Origin of the sequence: Glutamicibacter nicotianae (assembly GCF_016907615.1) — a bacterium.
Taxonomy (GTDB): Bacteria; Actinomycetota; Actinomycetes; order Actinomycetales; family Micrococcaceae; genus Glutamicibacter; species Glutamicibacter nicotianae.
On the sequence record NZ_JAFBCH010000001.1, the window covers coordinates 2,374,489 to 2,395,103 of the forward strand.

17 protein-coding genes are annotated in these 20,615 nt (G+C 59.9%); 9 read left to right on the forward strand and 8 right to left on the reverse strand.

Annotated features, from left to right (window positions below; all coding sequences use genetic code 11):
* Positions 1 to 83: 83 nt before the first annotated feature.
* Both JOE62_RS11340 and JOE62_RS11345 read right to left on the reverse strand, forming a co-directional pair.
* A complete protein-coding gene (locus JOE62_RS11340) occupies positions 84 to 1,346 on the reverse strand; it encodes an MFS transporter (protein WP_204722430.1) in 1,263 nt (420 codons plus the stop codon).
* A complete protein-coding gene (locus tag JOE62_RS11345) occupies positions 1,343 to 2,305 on the reverse strand; it encodes a proteasome assembly chaperone family protein (RefSeq protein ID WP_204722431.1) in 963 nt (320 codons plus the stop codon). Before JOE62_RS11345 ends, JOE62_RS11340 begins: the two co-directional genes overlap by 4 nt.
* 253 nt (positions 2,306 to 2,558) lie before the next feature.
* On the opposite strand from JOE62_RS11345, the gene JOE62_RS11350 reads away from it, so the two are divergent.
* The 4 genes from JOE62_RS11350 (at position 2,559) to JOE62_RS11365 (ending at position 8,064) form a co-directional block, all read left to right on the forward strand.
* Entirely contained in the window at positions 2,559 to 4,073 is a 1,515-nt protein-coding gene (locus JOE62_RS11350; protein WP_204722432.1) for a leucyl aminopeptidase, read from the forward strand.
* 280 nt (positions 4,074 to 4,353) lie between these two features.
* Entirely contained in the window at positions 4,354 to 5,733 is a 1,380-nt protein-coding gene (lpdA, locus tag JOE62_RS11355; protein ID WP_204722433.1) for a dihydrolipoyl dehydrogenase, read from the forward strand.
* A gap of 117 nt (positions 5,734 to 5,850) precedes the next feature.
* Positions 5,851 to 7,602 carry a 2-oxoglutarate dehydrogenase, E2 component, dihydrolipoamide succinyltransferase gene (sucB, locus tag JOE62_RS11360; RefSeq protein ID WP_204722434.1) on the forward strand — a complete coding sequence of 584 codons (1,752 nt, stop codon included), beginning with the start codon at positions 5,851 to 5,853 and terminating at the stop codon, positions 7,600 to 7,602.
* Positions 7,603 to 7,713: 111 nt separating this feature from the next.
* Positions 7,714 to 8,064: a hypothetical protein gene (locus JOE62_RS11365; RefSeq protein WP_204722435.1), complete on the forward strand. Its 351-nt coding sequence runs from the start codon at positions 7,714 to 7,716 to the stop codon at positions 8,062 to 8,064.
* A gap of 78 nt (positions 8,065 to 8,142) precedes the next feature.
* Here JOE62_RS11365 and JOE62_RS11370 read toward each other — a convergent pair whose 3' ends face one another.
* The gene (locus tag JOE62_RS11370; protein ID WP_204722436.1) at positions 8,143 to 9,654 is read right to left on the reverse strand and encodes a serine/threonine-protein kinase; all 1,512 of its coding nucleotides are present in this window, start codon (positions 9,652 to 9,654) and stop codon (positions 8,143 to 8,145) included.
* Between the two features lie 78 nt (positions 9,655 to 9,732).
* On the opposite strand from JOE62_RS11370, the gene lipB reads away from it, so the two are divergent.
* The 3 genes from lipB to JOE62_RS11385 all read left to right on the forward strand — a co-directional run bounded on the left by lipB (position 9,733) and on the right by JOE62_RS11385 (position 12,357).
* Positions 9,733 to 10,407 (forward strand): lipoyl(octanoyl) transferase LipB, encoded by a 675-nt coding sequence (lipB, locus tag JOE62_RS11375; protein WP_255314534.1) that lies wholly within the window; start codon positions 9,733 to 9,735, stop codon positions 10,405 to 10,407.
* A gap of 33 nt (positions 10,408 to 10,440) precedes the next feature.
* Positions 10,441 to 11,439, forward strand: coding sequence for a lipoyl synthase (gene lipA / locus JOE62_RS11380; RefSeq protein WP_204722437.1), 999 nt, complete (start codon positions 10,441 to 10,443; stop codon positions 11,437 to 11,439).
* A gap of 168 nt (positions 11,440 to 11,607) precedes the next feature.
* Positions 11,608 to 12,357, forward strand: coding sequence for a DUF4191 domain-containing protein (locus JOE62_RS11385; protein WP_038993837.1), 750 nt, complete (start codon positions 11,608 to 11,610; stop codon positions 12,355 to 12,357).
* Between the two features lie 71 nt (positions 12,358 to 12,428).
* Here the strand turns inward: JOE62_RS11385 and JOE62_RS16320 are convergent, their stop codons facing one another.
* Positions 12,429 to 12,707, reverse strand: a complete 279-nt coding sequence (locus JOE62_RS16320; RefSeq protein ID WP_233125263.1) for an RDD family protein — start codon at positions 12,705 to 12,707, stop codon at positions 12,429 to 12,431.
* A 433-nt stretch (positions 12,708 to 13,140) separates the two neighbouring features.
* Between JOE62_RS16320 and glnA (JOE62_RS11395) the strand changes: the two genes are divergently transcribed.
* Both glnA (JOE62_RS11395) and JOE62_RS11400 read left to right on the forward strand, forming a co-directional pair.
* Positions 13,141 to 14,565, forward strand: coding sequence for a type I glutamate--ammonia ligase (glnA, locus tag JOE62_RS11395; RefSeq protein WP_204722438.1), 1,425 nt, complete (start codon positions 13,141 to 13,143; stop codon positions 14,563 to 14,565).
* A gap of 87 nt (positions 14,566 to 14,652) precedes the next feature.
* Positions 14,653 to 15,018: a hypothetical protein gene (locus JOE62_RS11400; RefSeq protein WP_204722439.1), complete on the forward strand. Its 366-nt coding sequence runs from the start codon at positions 14,653 to 14,655 to the stop codon at positions 15,016 to 15,018.
* 11 nt (positions 15,019 to 15,029) lie between these two features.
* Here the strand turns inward: JOE62_RS11400 and JOE62_RS11405 are convergent, their stop codons facing one another.
* The 4 genes from JOE62_RS11405 to glnA (JOE62_RS11420) form a co-directional block, all read right to left on the reverse strand.
* Positions 15,030 to 15,497: a nucleoside deaminase gene (locus JOE62_RS11405; protein WP_204722440.1), complete on the reverse strand. Its 468-nt coding sequence runs from the start codon at positions 15,495 to 15,497 to the stop codon at positions 15,030 to 15,032.
* A gap of 162 nt (positions 15,498 to 15,659) precedes the next feature.
* Positions 15,660 to 16,145: a DUF1990 family protein gene (locus tag JOE62_RS11410; protein ID WP_204722441.1), complete on the reverse strand. Its 486-nt coding sequence runs from the start codon at positions 16,143 to 16,145 to the stop codon at positions 15,660 to 15,662.
* A gap of 5 nt (positions 16,146 to 16,150) precedes the next feature.
* Entirely contained in the window at positions 16,151 to 19,177 is a 3,027-nt protein-coding gene (locus JOE62_RS11415; RefSeq protein WP_204722442.1) for a bifunctional [glutamine synthetase] adenylyltransferase/[glutamine synthetase]-adenylyl-L-tyrosine phosphorylase, read from the reverse strand.
* Between the two features lie 52 nt (positions 19,178 to 19,229).
* A complete protein-coding gene (gene glnA / locus JOE62_RS11420; RefSeq protein ID WP_204722443.1) occupies positions 19,230 to 20,570 on the reverse strand; it encodes a type I glutamate--ammonia ligase in 1,341 nt (446 codons plus the stop codon).
* Between the last annotated feature and the right edge of the window lie 45 nt (positions 20,571 to 20,615).

Sequence of the window (20,615 nt, forward strand, 5' to 3'; positions counted from 1 at the left end):
ACGGTGCATCGTGGCGCTTGGCACAGGACGTCAACGCCTGCGAGCTGTGGAGAACCTTCTGGTCCAGGCCTCGGGGCCGGCGTTTACTGTTCGGCGAGGAATCGGCGCGCCTTGCGGCGTTCTCTGACCATGAATGCCATCCCGAGCAATGCCATCACGAATTGGAAGGACAGTGCCACCCGGAAAGCCGGCAGGTTGTAGAGTTCTCCGACCGACCCGTTGGCCTTGTGCAGCATGTCCATGATGAAACCGATGACGTAGATGGTGACGAACGCTCCGATGAATCCGCCGGTATTCACCAGGCCAGTGGCAGTTCCCAGAACACGCGGCGAGTTGAACGTACGCGCGAAGTCGAAACCGATCACTGAAGCCGGGCCGCCGGCGGCAATGGCGACCATCAGGAGCACCAGGATCCATAGCGGTGCCTGTCCTGGCCAGAGCAGAACGACCGCCCATAGCGCCAAGATGGCGCCCACGATGGACAACGCGATATTGGAACGCTGGCTGGCATGGCGCGCGGTCAAGGCGCCGAGGATGGGGCCCAGCACGATGGCGACGACAACGAATACAGCCATCAGGCCCGAAGCCATCGCGCCGTCTATGCCTTGTCCCTCCACAAGGAACGGGTAGCCCCACGTCATCATGAAGGTGTTGATCATGAAGGCCGTAGAGAAGTGGGTCCAGAAGCCCAAGCGGGTCCCTGGCTGCTTCCATGCCTGCGAGATCCGCGAGCCGGTCTCCTGCTCCCCCGCGCCATGCCCATTCCAGTTCTTCCCATTGCGCACGAAGGCGATCGTCGTGATGAAGGTGGCGAAAGCGAACCCTGACATGATCGAGAATGCCGCGGACCAGCCGACGCCAAGCAGGATCATATGGAATGGAAAGAGGCTGATCAGCTGCCCGAGCTGGCCAAAAGTACCGGTGAGCTGGGTGAGCACCGGAATGCGCGAACCGGAGAACCACAGGGGCAAGAGCTTGAGCACGGAGACGAAGACCATCGCGTCGCCCATGCCGACCATAACGCGCCCGGCCAAGCCCATGGGCACGTTGACCGAAATCGCCAGGAACGCTTGGCCGGCAGCCATCAGCAGGGCGCCGCAGGTAATCAGGATGCGGGGCCCGAATTTATCCAGTAGCAGCCCTACGGGGACCTGCGCTCCGGCATAGACAACGAGCTGCACGACCGAGAACGTCGCCAGGATCTGTGCGCTGGCATCGAAGCGTTCGGTGGCTTGGATGCCCGCGACTCCGAAGCTGGTGCGTTGGGAAATTGCAGAAATGTAGGCAAGAATTGCAAAGCCGAAGACGAGCCACGATTTCGGCGAATTCAGTTGGGCCTGGCTCACTGGTCGTGTTCACCTGGCAACGGTTCGATATAACCGTTTTTCAGCCAATCTTCAGTGTTCTCGATGGCGGCCAGGAAATGCTCGGCGCTGGCGCCCAGCTCCTCGGCATCCGCCATCTGCTCATCTTCGTCCAGCAACAGCGAACGCGACTCGTGCTCCTTGGCATGCGCGTCGAAACGCTCCTCGAATCCGTCCACCATCTGGCGGACGTCGCTATTGGCTTGAAGCTGCTCGGCGAGCTGCTGGTCAACCAATCGGGCTGCTTCACGCAGCTTGTCGGTCGGCAGAGCCAGCTTCAGCGCCGCGCCCACATACTCCAACGTCGCAACGGCGACCGCGGGGTACTCGGATTCGGCAAGGTAGTGCGGGGTATGCATCGAGTAGCCCACGACATCTCGGCCGGCTTCGCTAAGGCGGATTTCGAGCAGCGAGGCCAAGCCTGCCGGAGATTCAACCGTAGGACTCCACGTCGAGATGTTCTCGATCAGATCCTTGCGGTTGCCGTGGGCGGTTACGCCGACCGGCCGGGTATGCGGCACCGGCATCGGCAATGATGCGGTCCCAACAACCAGCGATACGTTGAAGGCCTCGATGAATGACTGCAGTTCCGCGATCACGCGTTCCCACTTCAGATCCGGTTCAACTCCGTTGAGGAACCAGAACTTGCGGTCCATCTCATCAGTCATAAGGTAGATCTCGATGCGCGGGGCCTGGTATCCGGCGAAGTGGTCGCCAAGGAACGAGACGCGCGGTCGCTGGGAGGTGTAGGCGATCAGCTCGTCGGCATCGAAAGTGGCGAAGAGTTCGGATTCCAGACGGCCGAAAAGCTCGTTGGAGACCTGCGCGTGATTATGCCCGGCATCACTGATGCTCTTCAGCGAGATGAACATCCCAAGACCTTGAAGGCGCGAGTCATCCAAATCGTCTGCGACCAGCGTCATCAACGAATCCTTGGACATTTTCTCCTCATTCAGGGTCGGCATCCGGCACAGCAGGGCGGCAACCATCGGCTAGGACTGAACTTCTGCAACAGATCAATGCTCCATTCTATCGCTACTTGGCTTTCGCTCGCTGTGAAGTAACGCACGATCACGCGGAACCTCGGATAATCTAGATGCAGGAGACGCACAGCCCGCCGGCAGGATCTGCTCCGGAATACCACTTGGGCTGTCGCGACCTTAGACCCTACAAAGGCATAGAAGGAATGATTTTGTGATCAACTCCAGTGATCTCACTCTGAGCGCCATTGGCACTGACATCAAGCGCAAGAGCGCTGACGCCCTCATCCTGGGCGTACTCAAGAACGGCGACAAGGTGTCCATCGCGGCATCCCCCTTCGCCGCCGACACCACTACCACGCTGGAGCAGTCGCTCTCGGCTTTGGGAGTTGCCGGGAAGGCCGACGAAGTCACTGCGCTGCCTGGCGTGGACGGCACGAAGGCCAAGGTCCTGCAGTTCATCGGCCTTGGCGTTGACGAGCTGGCCGATCTGACCGAAGAGAAGCTGCGCCGTGCCGCCGGCTCGGCTGCCCGCCAGTTGAGCAACGCCAAGAGCGCCATTTTCGCTTTGCCTGCCGACAGCGTTGAGCGCGTTGCCGCCGTGGCTGAAGGCATCGCTTTGGGCAGCTACCGATACGAGAACCACCGGTCGAAGAAGAGCGAGAAGCCAGTACTGGCCGAAGCACAGATCGTCACCTCGGTTGCCACCTCCAAGGATCTTCCGGCCGTGCTCAAGCGCGCGGCAATCCTGGGCCGCGCGGTCCGCGGCACCCGCGACCTGATCAATGCCCCAGCCAACGTGCTGTACCCGGAGTCTTTCGCCGTGGCGGTCAAGGACTACTCCAAGTCGCTGCCGCTGAAGGTCACCATCTTCGATGAGAAGCGACTGGCCAAGGACGGCTTTGGCGGCCTGATCGGCGTCGGCGGCGGCTCGGCTCGCCAGCCGCGCATGGTCAAGGTCGAGTACGCGCCGTCGAAGGCAGCCAAGCACATCGCCTTGATCGGCAAGGGCATCACCTTTGATACCGGTGGCACCTCGCTGAAGCCTGCTGCAGGCATGCACGCCATGAAGTCGGACATGTCCGGTGCCGCCGCAGTCTTCCAGACGGTCGCCGCCGTCGCAGAACTTGGGCTGAACGTGAAGGTCACCGCGTGGCTCTGCCTGGCGGAGAACATGCCAGGCGGCGCCTCGACCCGTCCGGGCGATGTGTTGACGATGTTCGGCGGCAAGACAGTGGAGGTGCTGAACACCGACGCCGAAGGCCGTCTGGTCATGGCTGACGGCTTGGCCGCAGCCAGCCTGGAAAAGCCGGATGTCATGATCGACATCGCTACGCTGACCGGCGCGCAGATGCTGGCTCTGGGCCTGCGCACTGCAGGCGTCATGGGCGACAAACAGGTCACCAGCGACCTGGTTGCCGTTTCGGACAAGGTGGGCGAATTGGCTTGGGCCATGCCGCTTCCGGAAGAGCTGCGTCCATCCATCGAGTCGCAGGTCGCCGATCTGGCGAACATCGGTGAGCGCATGGGCGGAATGATGACCGCAGCCGTCTTCCTCGAAGAGTTCGTCGGCGAAGTCGACGGCAAGAAGATCCCTTGGGCCCACATCGACTTTGCTGGTCCGGCCTTCAACGAAGGAAGCGCCTGGGGCTACACCCCGAAGAACGGCACCGGCTCGCAGGTACGCACCCTGGTTGCCTACGCAGAACAGGTTGCCGCAGCGAACTAGCCGTTAAACGCAGCGGCAAAGCAGCTGCAGTGCCATGAAACTCATCCCGGTATCGCCAGAATCAATTGGCTGATGCCGGGATGAGCTCAAAATTAGAGACATACCTGACTTTTAGTGCCCCGAAGGTGACTCTAGCCATTCGACGGTACTAAGGTAAGTTTTGAAACATCACCGTGGATCAAAGGTGCGCGCCAGCATGTGTCACGCTCCAGAAAGTCCACACCCGATCCCCTGGTCGGCCAAAGCCGGCCTCACTAAGCGAATACGAGGGAGCGTTCACGTGGCCGATTCGGCAGCAACGCAAGAATTTGATGTCCTCATCCTCGGCGGCGGATCCGCTGGATACTCGGCAGCATTGCGCGCCATCCAGCTGGGCTACACCGTTGGATTGATCGAGAAGGAAAAGCTGGGCGGCACTTGCCTGCACACCGGCTGCATCCCAACCAAGGCTTACCTGCATGCAGCAGAGCTGGCAGAGAACGCTCGCGAGGGTGCCAAGTACGGCATCAACTCCTCGCTCGAGTCGATCGATCTGGCCGGCGTTCGCAAGTACAAGGAAGGCGTTGTCGCTGGCAAGCACAAGGGCCTGCAGGGCTTGCTGAAGATGAAGAAGGTCAACGTCATCACCGGTAACGGCCGACTCGTTGCCCAGGATTCCATCGATGTCGATGGCACCGTCTACAAGGGCAAGTACATCATCCTGGCCACCGGATCCACTTCCAAGACCATGGGCCTGGAAATCGGCGGCCGCGTGCTGACCAGCACCGAAGCACTGAATATGGAAGACCTGCCAAAGAGCGCTATCGTTCTAGGCGGCGGCGTCATCGGTGTCGAATTCGCCTCGGTCTGGAAGTCCTTCGGCGTCGACGTCACCATCGTCGAGGGCCTGCCATCGCTGGTTCCAAACGAGGATCCAGCCATCATCAAGAACCTGGAGCGTGCTTTCAAGAAGCGCGGCATCAAGTTCAACACCGGCGTTTTCTTCGAGAAGGTCGAGCAGGATGCCAACGGCGCCAAGGTCTCGCTGGCTGACGGGAAGGTTCTGGAAGCTGAGATCGTCCTGGTTGCCGTGGGCCGCGGTCCAGTCACCGAGGGCCTTGGCTTCGAAGAGCAGGGCATCACCATAGATCGCGGTTTCGTAATCACCGACGAGCGCCTGCACACCGGCGTTGGCAACATCTACGCCATCGGCGATATCGTTCCTGGCGTCCAGCTTGCACACCGCGGCTACCAGCATGGCCGCTTCGTCGCCGAGGAAATCCACGGCATGAAGCCAACCATCGTCGAGGACATCAACATCCCGAAGGTGACCTTCTGCGAGCCAGAGATCGCATCGGTGGGCTACTCCGAGCCGAAGGCCAAGGAGAAGTTCGGCGCTGACCAGATCGAAACCACCGAGTACAACTTGGCCGGCAACGGCAAGTCCTCGATCCTGGGCACCAGTGGCATCATCAAGATGGTTCGCGTCAAGAACGGCCCAATCGTTGGCGTTCACGGCATCGGCGGACGCATTGGCGAGCAGATCGGTGAAGCGCAGCTGATCGTGAACTGGGAAGCATACCCAGAGGACGTATCGCAGCTGATCCACGCTCACCCAACCCAGAACGAGTCCCTGGGCGAAGCGGCAATGGCTTTGGCCGGCGCACCGCTGCACGGTTAATCACGTATTGGTCATTCAGGCAGGGCGTTGATGTAACGCGCTGCCTGAATGCACTAGGCTCGGAGGCAACGCCTCCCACCACTTTTCAAGCTTTATAAAACAAGGAGATACGGGACGATGTCTGAAACCGTAAACCTACCCGCACTGGGTGAAAGCGTTACCGAGGGTACGGTAACCCGCTGGCTGAAGCAGGTCGGCGACCGCGTAGAGGTAGACGAGCCGTTGGTGGAAGTTTCCACCGACAAGGTTGACACTGAAGTTCCTTCGCCGGTAGCTGGCGTCATCGAGGAAATCTTCGTGGCCGAGGACGAGGACGCCGAAGTTGGCGCCCCACTGGTTCGCATCGGCGATGGCTCCGGCTCCGGCGACGCTGCACCAGCAGCACCAGCCGCTGAAGAAGCACCTGCCGCACCAGCCGCAGAAGAAGCACCTGCCGCACCAGCCGCAGAAGAAGCACCCGCTGCACCGGCAGCTGAAGAAGCTCCTGCAGCCGCACCTGCCGGTGGCGCTGCCTCGGGTACCGAAGTTACCCTGCCAGCCTTGGGCGAGTCGGTGACCGAAGGTACCGTTACCCGCTGGCTGAAGGAAGTAGGCGATGAGGTATCCGTCGACGAGCCACTGCTTGAGGTTTCCACCGACAAGGTAGACACCGAAGTTCCTTCCCCAGTTGCTGGCACCCTGCTGGAAATTCGTGTTCCAGAAGATGAAACCGCTGAAGTCGGCGCTGTTCTGGCCGTTATCGGTGCCGCTGGCTCCGCGCCAGCAGCTGCTCCAGCCAAGGAAGAAGCTCCAGCTGCTGCTCCTGCAAAGGAAGAGGCTCCTGCTGCCCCAGCTCCTGCCAAGGAAGAGGCTTCGGCCGCCCCAGCTCCAGCCAAGGAAGAAGCACCTGCTGCCCCTGCCGCTCCAGCTGCACCTGCTGCCGAGGCAAACAACGAGTCCGGGTACGTCACCCCTCTGGTACGCCGCCTGGCTAACCAGCACAACATCGACATCGCTTCGGTGAAGGGCACCGGTGTTGGCGGTCGCATCCGCAAGCAGGATGTGCTGGACGCTGTTGCAGCCCAGGAAGCTGCTGTTCCAGCTGCTCCTGCCGCCGCTGCTCCTGCCGCCGCAAAGCCGGTTGCACCTGCAGTGGAGGTTTCCTCGCTGCGCGGCACCGAGGAAAAGGCTCCACGTATCCGCCAGGTTATCGCTCGCCGCATGCGCGAATCCCTGGACATATCGACTCAGCTGACCCAGGTCCACGAAATCGATATGACCCGCATCGTGAAGCTGCGAGCTGCGGCCAAGGCCAACTTCAAGGCCACCAACGGCGTGAACCTCACTTACCTGCCATTCATCGCCAAGGCTGTTGCCGAAGGCCTGAAGGCACACCCTAAGCTGAACGCTGAGTACAACGAAGAGACCCAGAAGATCACCTACCACAATGCCGAGCACTTGGCATTCGCAGTCGACACCGACAAGGGCCTGCTGGTTCCTGTCGTGTCGAACGCTGGCGATCTGAACCTGGCAGGCATGGCTTCGCGCATCGCTGATGTTGCTGCACGCACCCGCAGCAACAAGATCGGTCCAGACGAGCTGTCCGGTGGCACCTTCTCGATCACCAACATCGGTTCGGTTGGCGCACTGTTCGACACCCCGATCATCAACCAGCCACAGGTAGCCATCCTGGGCACCGGTGCGATCGTGAAGCGTCCAATGGTCGTCACCGATGCAGAAGGCAACGATTCGATTGCCATCCGCCACATGATGTACCTGTGCTTGACCTACGATCACCGTCTGGTTGACGGTGCCGATGCAGGCCGCTTCCTGCAGACCGTCAAGGCTCGCCTTGAAGGTGGCGCCTTCGAAGGCGAACTGGGACTGTAAAGATCCAGTTGCGGCCCTCGTCGCCTAGGTAGATAATCGCCCCTGTCGTTGATTCGGCAGGGGCGATTCTGCGTTTTCTACGATCAGTCGAAAATAGATTAGGCTAGTGTCATGACTATTCTTCTTTCTCTCCTGATTTTCGTGCATATCTTGGGCGCAGCAGCTATCTTCGGTGGCTGGCTGGCCAATTTCAAGACCCCTACTGTCTCTGTATGGCAGTGGTACGGAGCCATCGTGCAGCTGGTAACGGGTCTGGCCATGGTCGGGATTCTCGAGGCCGGCGACGGTTCGCCAAACCAAATGAAGATTGGCATCAAGTCGCTGATTGCAATCATCATCCTGGTCGCAGCTTTCATTGGCCGCAAGAAGTTGAAGAACGGCGAGGAAGTTTCTACCGGTATTGCCCATGCAGTGGGCGGCATGGCCTTCATCAACATCGCGATTGCGGTTCTCTGGAGCTAGTCCGTAGCAGCCTTGATGGTGGGAGAAGCAACCAACAGCTTTGAGCAAGCTTTGGTGTCGTCTCCCGCCATTATGCATTTAACGTCGTAATACCTTGCCGATCTTCCACCCGTTTTCATCCAGCACCATTTCAACTTCGATGCGTTGCGGCTCTGCGGCCTGGACGGTGTGCATCGTGGCCCCTTCAGCATCCACGTAACGGTATTCGTCTTGGGTCGATGTCGCGGCAAGAATGACAGTGTCACCCTGTCCACGGGCGGATACCGTCACATCCTTCAGTCTTGTGCGCAGACCTTCAAGTCCCAAACCCATGTCCCGTAGCTGATCTATCGTTTCCAGGTCGCGCTGCAATTGCTCGGCTCCCGGAGTGTAGAGCTCCTTGAGTTTCTCCCCCGCCAGCTGACCCATCGCTTTGTCTCGTTCTCGTGAAAGTGCCAAGAATGCAGAGACCACTGTATCCCGATTCAATGCACAGGCGGGCACTTGCGCACCATCCATGATTCTGCAGTCTAGGTCTGCTGGGGGCGCCATTGCCGGCGCAGTCGCTTCCTTCGCCTCAGCGGCCCGGAAATGATTGACGCCCAGCATGCTCCCGAGTATGACCATGATGCCCAAGACTGCAGCACCAGCCAGCTTCACGGCCCCGGGTGTCCTGCGCAACCGATGGCTGTGCCAGGATTCATCATTCCCTCTGTTCCGCTGCCCTGCTGCGTTATCCCTTGCGCGCTTTGAGCGCCTGTGCGCAGCACCCGATTCCTGGGTTGGATGGATGGTTTCCATCAGATGAGTAGCTTCAGCAGCTACATGACCTTCCCAATGGATGGGCTCAGCTGGACAGCTCGCGAACAGCGTTCGAGCAAACTGGTCGGCGGTTGGCCTCGCTTGCGGCACCGGATTCATGGAATCAATCAAGAGCTCATGAATAATCGAGGGGATGCCGGGGAACATCACGCTAGCTGGTGGACGCATCAGTTCCTCTTCGGGAACCCGTCCCGACAGGAGAAACCACAAGCAGGCGCCCAGCGAGTACACGTCCTGCTCTCCAGCTTGGCTTTCCAACGCCCCGGCCTGCATTTCAGGGGCGACGAATCCGGGTGTGCCGGAACCAGTAAGCGCTTGACTTGACGAAGCAGCTTCCTGGAAGTCGATGATCTTCGGCATGCCCTTGGCGGTCAGCAGGATGTTGGCTGGCGACAAGTCCCCATGGCGTTGGCCCTGCGAATGCATGACCGATAGAGTTTGCGCAATGGGAGCCAACGCAGTCACGCATTCACCAAGCGCAAAGGCGCTGCGGCTGGAAACGAGGTCTGCCAAACTCCCGCCGGGACAATATTCCATGACCAGCCCCTCACCGAATTGAGTCGGCAGGGTTCCGTAAAAATCGACGACATATTTCCGCGACTGCCTGACCTCTTCCTGGCGCAGAGAAGTGATGTTTTCCATAGTCAGGCTAAGTTTAAGCGTCAGATACATCTGGTCGCTTTCCCTCCGGATCAGCCAAACTTTGCATGGTGACTTGGCACTTAGCGGCTTGACAGTCACATGCCCAGGGCTTGTCGGCCACGCTAGAACATTCGTTGATTCATCCATGTTTCCGTTGTATCCCACAAACAGGAAATGCAAGCTGGATATCCACAGGCAAGCTGAACGGCACTGAATTAGCGACCGATCGTTCAAGAGCGTAGGCTAGCCGTCATGGCGATCGAATTCGAACGAGTCGGACTAGGCTCAAAATTTGTGCCCTACATGGAAGCTTGGGATTATCAGATCCAACTGCATGATGCGGTAGCCGCGGACACGCAAACCCCTAGAGTCCTGTTCCTGGAGCACGAAGCGGTTTATACCGCAGGCAAGCGCACCGAACCCGAAGACCTCCCGCTGGACGGCACCCCCGTCGTGGATGTGGACCGCGGTGGCAAGTTGACCTGGCATGGCCCGGGACAGCTCATTGGCTACCCCATTGTCAAGCTCCGCAAGATCAGCGCAATCCGTCTTTACGTGGAGACCCTGGAAGAAGCCCTAATTAACGTCGTGAGCGAGCTTGGCATTCCAACGGCCCAGATCAAGGGCCGTTCCGGAGTTTGGGTACCAGGCAAAGACGGCGCGCAGGACCGCAAGATTGCAGCCATCGGCATCCGTATCAACCACGGCGTCACCATGCACGGATTCGCCTTGAACTGCTCGAACGCGCTTTCCGCGTACGACCAGATCATCCCCTGCGGCATCTCAGATGCAGGTGTCACCACCATTTCCGAAGAACTGGGCCGTACCGTCACCCCTGAAGACGTCGTTGACCGAGTTCAAGCGGAAATAGAGCGTCTGCTTACCCCGCAAGTCGTCTAGACAACCACTCACTTCCTTCAGAAAGAGCAGTCAATGAGCATCGAGCCAGAAGGCCGTCGACTACTGCGCGTCGAAAAGCGCAACTCCGCCGTTCCCGTGGAGCGCAAGCCCGAGTGGATCAAGGCGAAACTCAACATCGGCCCGGAATACGTGGGGCTGAAGAACCTGGTGCAGTCCGAGGGGCTGCACACCGTCTGCGAAGAGGCAGGCTGCCCGAATATCTTCGAGTGCTGGGAAGACCGCGAGGCCTCGTTCCTCATCGGCGGTTCCGAATGCACCCGCCGTTGCGACTTCTGCCAGATTGCCACCGGCAAGCCGGTGGCCATCGACCGCTCGGAACCTTTCAAGGTGGCCATGAGCGTGAAGAAGATGGATTTGCGCTACGCCACCGTCACCGGTGTTGCCCGCGATGACCTCGAAGACGAGGGCACGTGGCTGTACGCGGAGACGGTGAGGCAGATCCACAAGATGAACCCGAACACCGGCGTCGAGTTGCTGATTCCCGACTTCAGCGGCAAGCCCGAGAACCTGGATGCCATCTGCGATTCGGAGCCGGAGGTCTACGCCCACAATGTCGAGACCGTGCCCCGCCTGTTCAAGCGCATTCGCCCGGCCTTCCGCTACGAACGTTCCATGGATGTGATCACCCACGGCCACAAGCGCGGATTGATCACCAAGTCAAACCTGATCCTGGGCATGGGCGAAACTCGTGAAGAAATTTCAGAGGCCATGCGCGACCTCTATGAGGCCGGCTGCGATCTGCTCACCTTGACCCAGTACCTGCGCCCCACGGACCTGCATTTGCCAGTTGACCGTTGGGTCACTCCGCAGGAGTTCCTTGAGCTTCAGCAGGAAGCCGAAGAACTCGGATTCTCGGGCGTCATGGCCGGGCCACTGGTTCGCTCTTCCTACCGCGCTGGCCGTCTCTGGGCTGGTGCCATGCGCAAGAAGGGCCGGGCGATCCCTGAAGCCCTGTCGCATATCGAGTCCTCGGGCAACACCCGCCAGGAAGCAGCTTCGCTGATCAAGTAGCTGGTTCTTGCGAACCAGTTTGGACGATGGCTCCGGGCCTGCAGATGGAAACCATCGCGGGTTCCGGGGCCATTCCACTGCCCGTTCATGGCCAATTCAGCCGAAAATGCCATGTTCGATTCAGCACGGCTTAGAACTATCAACTTCATCGCGTAGAATTAAGGCACTATGGCCAAAAACTCCGACAACGACGCAGCCGCGCCTAAGCGTGGCTTGTTTTCGCGTAAACCAAAAGCTGAGAAGAAGAACAAAGAACCAGGCCGCCTGAAGCAAATTGGCCAGGTCTTCCAAATGACGCGCCGCAACGACCCTATGGTCGTGTGGTGGATGGCATTGGCCGCCTTGGCCGTCATTGCTGTCTGCTTGGTCATCGGCTTCTTGATCAATAACTGGATCACGATGTTGATCATCGCAATCCCGTTGGCGCTTCTTGCTGCAATGTTCATCATGTCGCGCCGTGCCGAGAAGGCTGCGTTCTCGCAGCTTGAGGGTCGCCCAGGTGCCGCTGGCGCTGCTATGAGCGTGCTGCGTCGCGGCTGGATCCTGAAGCAGGAACCGGTTGCCTACAACCGCCACCAGGATCTGGTGTTCCTCGGCATCGGCCGTCCAGGCATCGTCCTGGTCACCGAGGGCCCGAAGAACCGCGTTCGCGAACTTGCCGCATCCGAGCGCAAGCGCATTGCCCGTGTTCTGCCGAACGTGCCTGTGCACATCATCAACGCTGGTTCCGAAGAAGGCCAGACTCCATTGGCTGAAGTTGGCAAGGCAATGAAGAAGCTTCCGAAGTCGATTACGAAGCTGGAAGTCAGCGCAATCGACAAGCGTCTGAGCACGTTGACTGCGAACCGTCTGCCCATCCCCAAGGGCGTAGATCCAAACCGCGTACGTCCAAACCGCCGCGCTATGCGTGGACGCTAAAGACAAGCACTAAAGAAGCCGCAACAGGATTTTCCTGTTGCGGCTTCTTTAGTGCCGTCCGGACCTGAAGGCTAGGAGATATTCACCAAGATGGTTTTCGGCAACCGATCATGAAGGCCACGCTGGTCCTTGTCTGTAATGAAGGCCGGAATAGCCAAGCAAAGCAGCAACGAACGGCTCAAGCCTTGCAATGGCTTGATCGCGGTTCCATCCAGCGCCTGCACCTGCATGCCAAAGGTGCGATGACCGATCGTGTGCCCCGTGAACCCGACACCGATGATTTGCCCGGCACAAAACAGGCCCAGCGTTGCCAGGTCATGGCTATTGAACAGCCACCAGCTGAGCAGCATGGACAGTCCCCAGTCCAGGAGCAGGGCGCCGACCCTTCGCGGAAACCTGGCAACGGAGCCAGGACCCTTGACTGGGCGTCCCATATCCTGTCCGGGCCATTCTTGCGTATTGTGCTGCGGCGGCCCTTCAAGCCACGAGCTGAAGTCTTTTCTTTCCACCTATACAGTCTATCCAGCAATTCTGTGCGCCAGTTAGAACCCCATAACGCGGTAGCAAGTATCCAAGTCAGATTGTTACAGCTGGCAATCTGCGCAGATCAGATCGATACGACACGCCCGGATTCTCCGCTTGTAACAGGTTGGAAACAATAGAGACACCATTCAGAAATGGATCATAGGTAAGCTTGATACGTAAGCAAGAGGACCAGGCAGATAATTCTGGCTACGGGTTCCGTTTACCAAACCTCATATCTCACCAGGGAGTCACCTGCACATGTTTACCAGTCCAGAAGAAGTCTTGGCATATATTGCCGAAGAGGACATCAAGTTCGTCGATATCCGTTTCACCGACCTACCAGGTGTACAGCAACACTTCAACGTGCCGGCCAAGTCCGTGGATGCCGACTTCTTCGTCAACGGCCAGCTCTTTGATGGTTCTTCCATCCGCGGCTTCGCCGGCATCTCTGAGTCCGACATGCAGCTGATCCCAGATGTCACCACCGGTTTCATCGATCCGTTCCGCCTGGAAAAGACCCTGGCCTTCAACTTCTCGATCATCAACCCACGCACCGGTGAGCCTTACCACCGCGACCCACGTGGCGTTGCCGAGCGTGCTGAGGCATACCTGGAATCCACCGGCATCGCTGACACCGCATTCTTCGCCCCAGAAGCTGAATTCTTCATCTTCGAGGACGTTCGCTACGAATCCAAGCCGCAGGGCGCGTTCTACTCGATCGATTCCGACGAAGCACCCTGGAACACCGGCCGCAAGGAAGAAGGCGGCAACCAGGGGTACAAGACTGCTTTCAAGGGCGGCTACTTCCCAGTTGCACCAACCGACAAGCAGGCTGACCTGCGCGACGCCATCTGCGTCGAGCTGGACAAGGCTGGCCTTGAGGTCGAGCGCAGCCACCACGAAGTCGGCGCTGCCGGCCAGGCTGAAATCAACTACAAGTTCAACACCATGGTTCACGCTGCGGACGAGCTGATGCTCTTCAAGTACGTCGTGAAGAACGTGGCAGACGCTTGGGGTAAGTCGGCAACCTTCATGCCAAAGCCAGTCTTCGGCGACAACGGTTCGGGCATGCACGTGCACCAGTCGCTGTGGAACGGTGGCGAGCCACTGTTCTACGACGAAAAGGGCTACGCTGGCCTGTCGGACACCGCTCGTTGGTACATCGGCGGTCTGCTGAAGCACGCTTCGGCTGTTCTGGCCTTCACCAACCCAACCGTGAACTCCTACCGTCGCCTGGTCAAGGGCTTCGAGGCTCCAGTGAACATGGTTTACTCGCAGGGTAACCGCTCGGCTGGCATCCGTATCCCGATCACCGGCTCGAACCCTAAGGCCAAGCGCATCGAGTTCCGCGCACCAGATGGCTCCTCGAACCCATACCTGGCTTTCGCGGCTCAGCTGATGGCTGGTCTGGACGGCATCAAGAACCGCATCGAACCAGCAGAGCCAATCGATAAGGACCTCTACGAGCTTCCTGCCGAAGAGGCCAAGGACATCCAGCGCGCTCCTGAGAGCCTGGAAGAAGCCCTCAAGGCCCTGGAAGCCGACCACGACTTCCTGCTAGAAGGCGGCGTCTTCACCGAGGACCTGGTCCAGACCTGGATCGAGTACAAGCGTGAAAACGAAATCAAGCCACTGAGCCTGCGCCCGAACCCATACGAATTCGAGCTCTACTATGGCTGCTAATCACCGTCTCGTACGGTAACGGCTCAATGCCGGGTCCCGCCTGTTGGCGGGACCCGGCGTTGTTTCGTCTCGGGGTAGGCTGGCGTCATGAAGATTACAACTTGGGTCAGCGTGCAGCGCGAAGACGGTGAAACCGTCGGTTATCTCGACCCAGCGGATCCCGACTACCAGCGGGTGACCCCGCGCAATGTCTTGGGCCATGCCGTAGCCGATGATTGCGACTACCTTGACGGCGAACAGCTGCTCGTCGAGCGCGGCATCAGCGAGTTGATGAATTCCTGGGTGCTGGATGCCGGATCCTGCGACGCTACTGAATTGCTGTCCATCGTGGAGGTCTCGCCCCACGGCATTGTGCTGGCCGATGCGTTGCGGGCTAAGGCATTGCAGCCTGCCGAACGCATCCATGTCCCGTGGCCTGATGTGGAGCATCGGCTGGCACCAGTCCAGCGCTGATACGGCGGCGGCTAGTATTCCTGCTTGTCGCCCTTGGCGGTCCACGCCTCGAAAGCGGCAAGGGCTGAAGGCATGTCGACCTTGGTGAATGGGATGCGGCGTTGGCTCATGGGCAGTTCCAGCTCGGTGTAAATGAAGTTGTCGTCGAAACCGATGCTTGCCGCGTCCTGCCGGTCGTTGGCATAGTAGACGTGCTTGAATCGCGCCCAGTAGATGGCGCCGAGGCACATCGGGCACGGCTCGCAACTGGTGTACAGCTCGCACTGGGACAAATCGAAAGTCCCGAGCTCCTGCCCGGCTTTGCGGATCACATTGACTTCCGCGTGGGCTGTCGGATCGGAATCATGCACCACGGTGTTGTAGCCGGCGGCAATGACCTTGCCGTCCAGTACCACTACGGCCCCGAATGGGCCGCTGTCGTTGCTGCCCAACGCCAGCAACGACTGTTCGACCGCTGCCTGCATTAGCTGTGGATCCATGGCTTGCTCCCCTCGCACCATCGGCGCCATCAGGCGCTGCGCAAACGCCGAACTGAAATCTGGATCTGAGTGCCTAGCATATCCCCTTATCAGACACCGGTGCGAGGACGTCGGAAAATTGATGCTGTGGCGACCGCACCCTGCGCGCGGCGATGTCCAGAGTTATCGTTGGCGTAGCGCCCGTAGGTAGCGCCATCGAGTAAGCTTCTGCGCGCCCAGCAGCAGCCAGAAGACCGAACGCCAGGCCCGGCGATCCGATGCGGCCGTGAGCGAACGGATTTCCAAAAACACTGATGCCCCCAGCCGACGCAGGATGAACGCTTCCTCCCCGGAGACCGGGTGCCCGGGCAACGCTCGATAGGCGAATCCCACAACATCGCTGCGTTCAAGGACTTCCACAACCTCAACGGGCTCGTGGATGGACACTGGCCCCACCGGGACGATGATCTGCGGCTGGGCTCCGCTGCGGACTTTGTCCTGCGGGCTGATGCGAAATCCGCTGCGGGTCTTCACCTCCCAGTGCCGCAGCGCGACCGCGGACTGCCCCCAGAATGCTTCGCCCGAGCCCAGATAGGCTTGGCGTTGCCACACCCGGTAACGCCCGGGCTCGGGGTTCCACAGCTTCTCGTTGATCCGTGTCAGGGACATCCGGGTTAGTCTTCGAAGCCGTAGAACAGCTGCTCGAACAGGGCTCGCGAGTGCCTGGTGGCGCGCAGGTAGTCTTCTTCCAGTTCCATGCCGGTGTTCGGCTCATAGCCGCACCAGCGAGCCACGGCTTCCATATCGCGCGCCGAGCTGGGCAGCACATCGCTGGAACGTCCGGAGGTGATGATCTCGGCGCTGCGGATCCGGGTAGCCAGCCGCCAGGCAGTCGCCAGCAGCTCGCTGTCTTGCTCGGAGATGAGCTCCAGTTTGGCCAATTCTTCCAACGCCTTGAGCGTGGATGTGGTGCGCAAGGACTCGTGTTTCCACGCGTATTGCAGCTGGTAGAACTGCACCAGCCATTCGATATCCGACAGCGAGCCGCGTCCCAGCTTCAGGTGGCGGTTCGGGTCGGCACCGCGCGGGAGCCGTTCAGACTCGACGCGGGCCTTGATCTTGCGGATTTCACGAATCTCCGTGTCTTCGAGCCCCTTGCCATAGCGCACCGGCTTGATCAGTTCCATGAAGTCTGCGGCCAACTGGTCGTCTCCGGCAAACGGGCGGGCACGTTGCAATGCCTGCTGCTCCCAGATTTCCACCCAACGCTGGTAGTAGCTGGCGTAGGCGTCAATCGACCGGACCAGCATGCCTTGGCGGCCCTCGGGACGAAGATCCGAGTCAACCTTCAATTTCACTTCCGCTGGAATCGCCGGCTTCAAAGGCTTCGAAGTCCACGACACCAGGTCGGTGACCACCCGAAGCGCTTGTTCCTGGGCGGCTTGATCTTTGGTGCCGGGGACCGGACGCTGGACAAACAGAACGTCCGCATCGGAGCCGTACCCGATTTCCCGACCGCCTTGGCGGCCCATGGCAATGACCGCAATTACCGCATGCTCCCCGTGCTTGGCCTGGTCGTCAGCCAAAAGGACCTTCAGCACCCCGTCCACCATGGCGGCGTCAATGTTCGACAGGGCATTGCCGACTTCATCAACAGTTAGCAGGCCCGCTCCGTCGGCCAGCGCAACACGCAAGAACTCGCGGCGGCGCACCATGCGGATCATCCGGATGGCCGCCTCGGGCTGTTTCGTGCGATGGATGATGGAAGTGTTCTGCTGCAGCAGGTTCTCGAAGGTCTGCGGCGCTAAAGAGGCGTCAGAGCCCAGCCAGGCGGCTGCGGCAGGCTCATTGGCCAGCAGATCAGTCAGGAAGCGCGTGTTCGACAGCAGATGGCTCAATCGCTCGGCGGCGGCATTCGTATCGCGCAGCATGCCGAGGAACCAATGGGACTTCCCCAGCGCCTCGCTGAGCCTGCGGAAGCCCAGCAAACCTGCGTCCGGGTCCACCCCGCGGGCAAACCAGTCCAAGAGCACCGGGAGCAATTGCCGCTGCAGGGAGGCGCTGCGCGAGACCCCGCCGGTCAAGGCTTCGATATGCCGCATCGCTGCCTTGGGGTCAAGATAACCCAGGGCGCGAAGTCTGGCCTGCGCGGATTCTGCGGTGAGCCTGACATCATCGGCCGAGAGGTTGGAACTGCTCACCAGCAGCGGCCGGTAGAAAATACGCTCGTGCAGCGAACGCACCATGCGCTTGGTTTCATTCCATCGGCGCATCAGCTTCTCCGGGCTGCTCGGCTGCAGGTCTCCGGCACCGCGAATTGATCGCGCCAGTACGCGCTGGGCATTTTCGGCCCGTGGCATCAAATGGGTTCGGCGCAATTGGCTGAGCTGGATTCGGTGCTCCAGCAAACGCAGGAAACGATAGGAGTCATCGAAATTCGTGGCGTCGTCACGGCCAATGTAGCCGGTGTCGCTCATGGCCTGGATGGCCAGGGTGGTTGTTGCCACCTGAATGGCAGGTTCCACACGTCCATGGACAAGCTGGAGTAGCTGGACGGTGAATTCGACGTCGCGCAGCCCGCCGGGGCCGAGCTTGATCTGCCACGCGACGTCTTGCTTGTCGATGTTGTCGCTGACGCGGCGGCGCATCGCTTGGACCGATTCGACAAAACCCTCGCGTTCAGAACTGGACCACACCATGGGCGAGACCATGCGCTCATAGGAGCGTCCCAGTTCCTTGTCTCCGGCTATGGCGCGGGCCTTGAGCAAGGCTTGGAATTCCCACGAGTGGGCCCAACGCCGGTAGTACGCTTCATGGGAAGATAGCGTACGGGTCAACGCCCCGTCCTTGCCCTCGGGGCGGAGATTCGCGTCCACTTCCCACAGCATCGGCTCCGGTCCTGGCACCATCAGGGCACGCGCCGTGTTGCCGCAGATGACCGTGGCGATCGCGGCGGCGAGATCGTCGTCCATACCCAGTGCTGAATCATGGACATAGATGACGTCCACGTCAGAGATGTAGTTCAGTTCACGTGCACCGCATTTGCCCATGCCGATGATGGTGATCTTCACCCGGTCGACGTCGTCCGCATCATATTGTTCGGCGGCTTCGGCCCGGGCAATGGCCAGGGCTCCTTCGAGCGCGGCTCCAGCCATGTCGGCCAGTTCGGCGGCAACCTTGGGCAGGATGCGTTGCGGCTGGGTGGATCCCAAGTCCCGGTGTGCCAGCGATAGCAAGGCCTTTCGGTAGGCGGTGCGCAAACGCTGGCGTGCTTCAGCACCGGTATAGGACGAAACCCAGTGCCCGCCCTCGGATTCGTTGGCCTCGATGGAAGCCAGCAAGTCCTCAACCAGTTGTTCCGAGGGAACGGACGCGAATTCGCCTGGAGGAGCTTGGCGGACGATATCCAAGGCCTCGGGACAGCGTATGAGGAACTCGCCCAGCGCCGACGAGCTGCCCAGGAGCCTTACCAGCCCTTGGCAGCTGGCCGGCTCCATGAAGATGTCGATGGCTTCCGGATGCCGGTCAACCAACCTCAGCGCCAGCAGCAGCGCCTGATCCGGATCTGGCGCGTGCGCCATCTTGCTCACGATCAGATCGGGATCAATCTTGGATAATTCCTTGGATTGAAGGAAATTCTTGGCCCGTTCGACGTCGCTGAAGCCAGCGTTGATCAATGCTCGCGAGGGTACTTCCGGCATGGTTTCTCGTGTTCTCCCGCATTTCGCCACGCAGCTTCACGCGGCGAAGTCTCTAGAGGATTCCCAAATACTTGTTCAGTTCGTATGGGGTGATGACTTGGCGGTACTCTTCCCATTCGGTGCGCTTGTTCGACAGGAACGAGTTGAATACCTGTTCGCCGAGGACCTCGGCCATGAGTTCCGACTCTTCCATAGCGCGCAATGCGTCGTGCAGGCTGCCGGGCAGCGGAACGTGGCCCGAAGCACGGCGTTCCGCCGTGGACAGGCTCCAGACATCGTCCTCGGTCGGCTCTTCCAGCTCGTAGCCTTCGCGGATGCCCTTCAGGCCGGCGCCGAGCAGGACTGCATAGGCGAGGTACGGGTTCGCTGCCGAGTCGATCCCGCGGTATTCAACGCGGGCCGACTGCCCTTTGCCCGGCTTGTAGAGCGGCACGCGGACCAGTGCCGAACGGTTGTTGTGTCCCCACGAACGGTGGCTTGGCGCTTCTCCCCCGCCCCACAAGCGCTTGTACGAGTTCACGTACTGGTTGGTGATGGCGGTCATTTCCGGCGCGTGGTGCAGAATGCCTGCGATGAACGAGCGCGCCACGTCGGAGAGCTGGTATTCGCGGCCTGCTTCGAAGAATGCGTTCGCATCGCCTTCGAACAATGAAAAGTGGGTGTGCATGCCGCTGCCCGGATGGTCGGCAAAGGGCTTGGGCATGAAGGTCGCGTGGATTCCCTTCTGCATCGCCATTTCCTTGATGACGGTACGGAAGGTCATGATGTTGTCGGCGGTCTGCAGCGCATCGGCGTAGCGCAAATCGATTTCGTTCTGGCCCGGGCCGGTTTCATGGTGGGAGAACTCCACCGAAATGCCCAGGGCTTCCAGCGTGGTCACCGACGCGCGGCGGAAGTCCTGTCCCACGCCATCTGGTACATGGTCGAAGTAGCCGCCGTTGTCGATCGGCTGCGGACGGCCATTGGCATCCAGCTGATCGTTCTGCAGCAAATAGAATTCGATCTCCGGATGGGTGTAGCAAGTGAAGCCCATGTTCGAGGCTTCGGCCAGCTGGCGCTTGAGCACCTGGCGCGGATCGGCGTTGGAAGGCTGGCCTTCCGGAGTCAGGATGTCGCAGAACATGCGGGAGGTCGGTTCAACCTCGCCACGCCAAGGAAGAATCTGGAAGGTGGCAGGATCGGGCTGAAGCAGCATGTCAGATTCCGAGATCCGGGACAGTCCGTCAATGGAGGAACCGTCAAAGCCCAGACCTTCTTCGAAAGCATCTTCAACTTCAGCAGGAGCCAGAGCCACGGACTTGAGTGAACCAACCACGTCGGTAAACCACATTCGCACAAATCGAACGTCGCGTTCTTCAATGGTGCGCAGTACGAATTCCTGCTGACGATCCATTTTCCACCACCTTCGGGATTCTGATATCCGGCGCTGATTACAACC

Excerpts from the sequence above, each read along its gene's own strand:
- JOE62_RS11345 (WP_204722431.1), bottom strand. The coding sequence starts at position 2,305 with ATGTCCAAGGATTCGTTGATGACGCTGGTCGCAGACGATTTGGATGAC.
- sucB (WP_204722434.1), top strand. The coding sequence starts at position 5,851 with ATGTCTGAAACCGTAAACCTACCCGCACTGGGTGAAAGCGTTACCGAG.
- JOE62_RS11365 (WP_204722435.1), top strand. The coding sequence starts at position 7,714 with ATGACTATTCTTCTTTCTCTCCTGATTTTCGTGCATATCTTGGGCGCA.
- JOE62_RS11370 (WP_204722436.1), bottom strand. The coding sequence starts at position 9,654 with ATGGATGAATCAACGAATGTTCTAGCGTGGCCGACAAGCCCTGGGCAT.
- lipA (WP_204722437.1), top strand. The coding sequence starts at position 10,441 with ATGAGCATCGAGCCAGAAGGCCGTCGACTACTGCGCGTCGAAAAGCGC.
- JOE62_RS11385 (WP_038993837.1), top strand. The coding sequence starts at position 11,608 with ATGGCCAAAAACTCCGACAACGACGCAGCCGCGCCTAAGCGTGGCTTG.
- JOE62_RS16320 (WP_233125263.1), bottom strand. The coding sequence starts at position 12,707 with ATGCTGCTCAGCTGGTGGCTGTTCAATAGCCATGACCTGGCAACGCTG.
- glnA (WP_204722438.1), top strand. The coding sequence starts at position 13,141 with ATGTTTACCAGTCCAGAAGAAGTCTTGGCATATATTGCCGAAGAGGAC.
- JOE62_RS11400 (WP_204722439.1), top strand. The coding sequence starts at position 14,653 with ATGAAGATTACAACTTGGGTCAGCGTGCAGCGCGAAGACGGTGAAACC.
- JOE62_RS11405 (WP_204722440.1), bottom strand. The coding sequence starts at position 15,497 with ATGGATCCACAGCTAATGCAGGCAGCGGTCGAACAGTCGTTGCTGGCG.
- JOE62_RS11410 (WP_204722441.1), bottom strand. The coding sequence starts at position 16,145 with ATGTCCCTGACACGGATCAACGAGAAGCTGTGGAACCCCGAGCCCGGG.
- JOE62_RS11415 (WP_204722442.1), bottom strand. The coding sequence starts at position 19,177 with ATGCCGGAAGTACCCTCGCGAGCATTGATCAACGCTGGCTTCAGCGAC.
- glnA (WP_204722443.1), bottom strand. The coding sequence starts at position 20,570 with ATGGATCGTCAGCAGGAATTCGTACTGCGCACCATTGAAGAACGCGAC.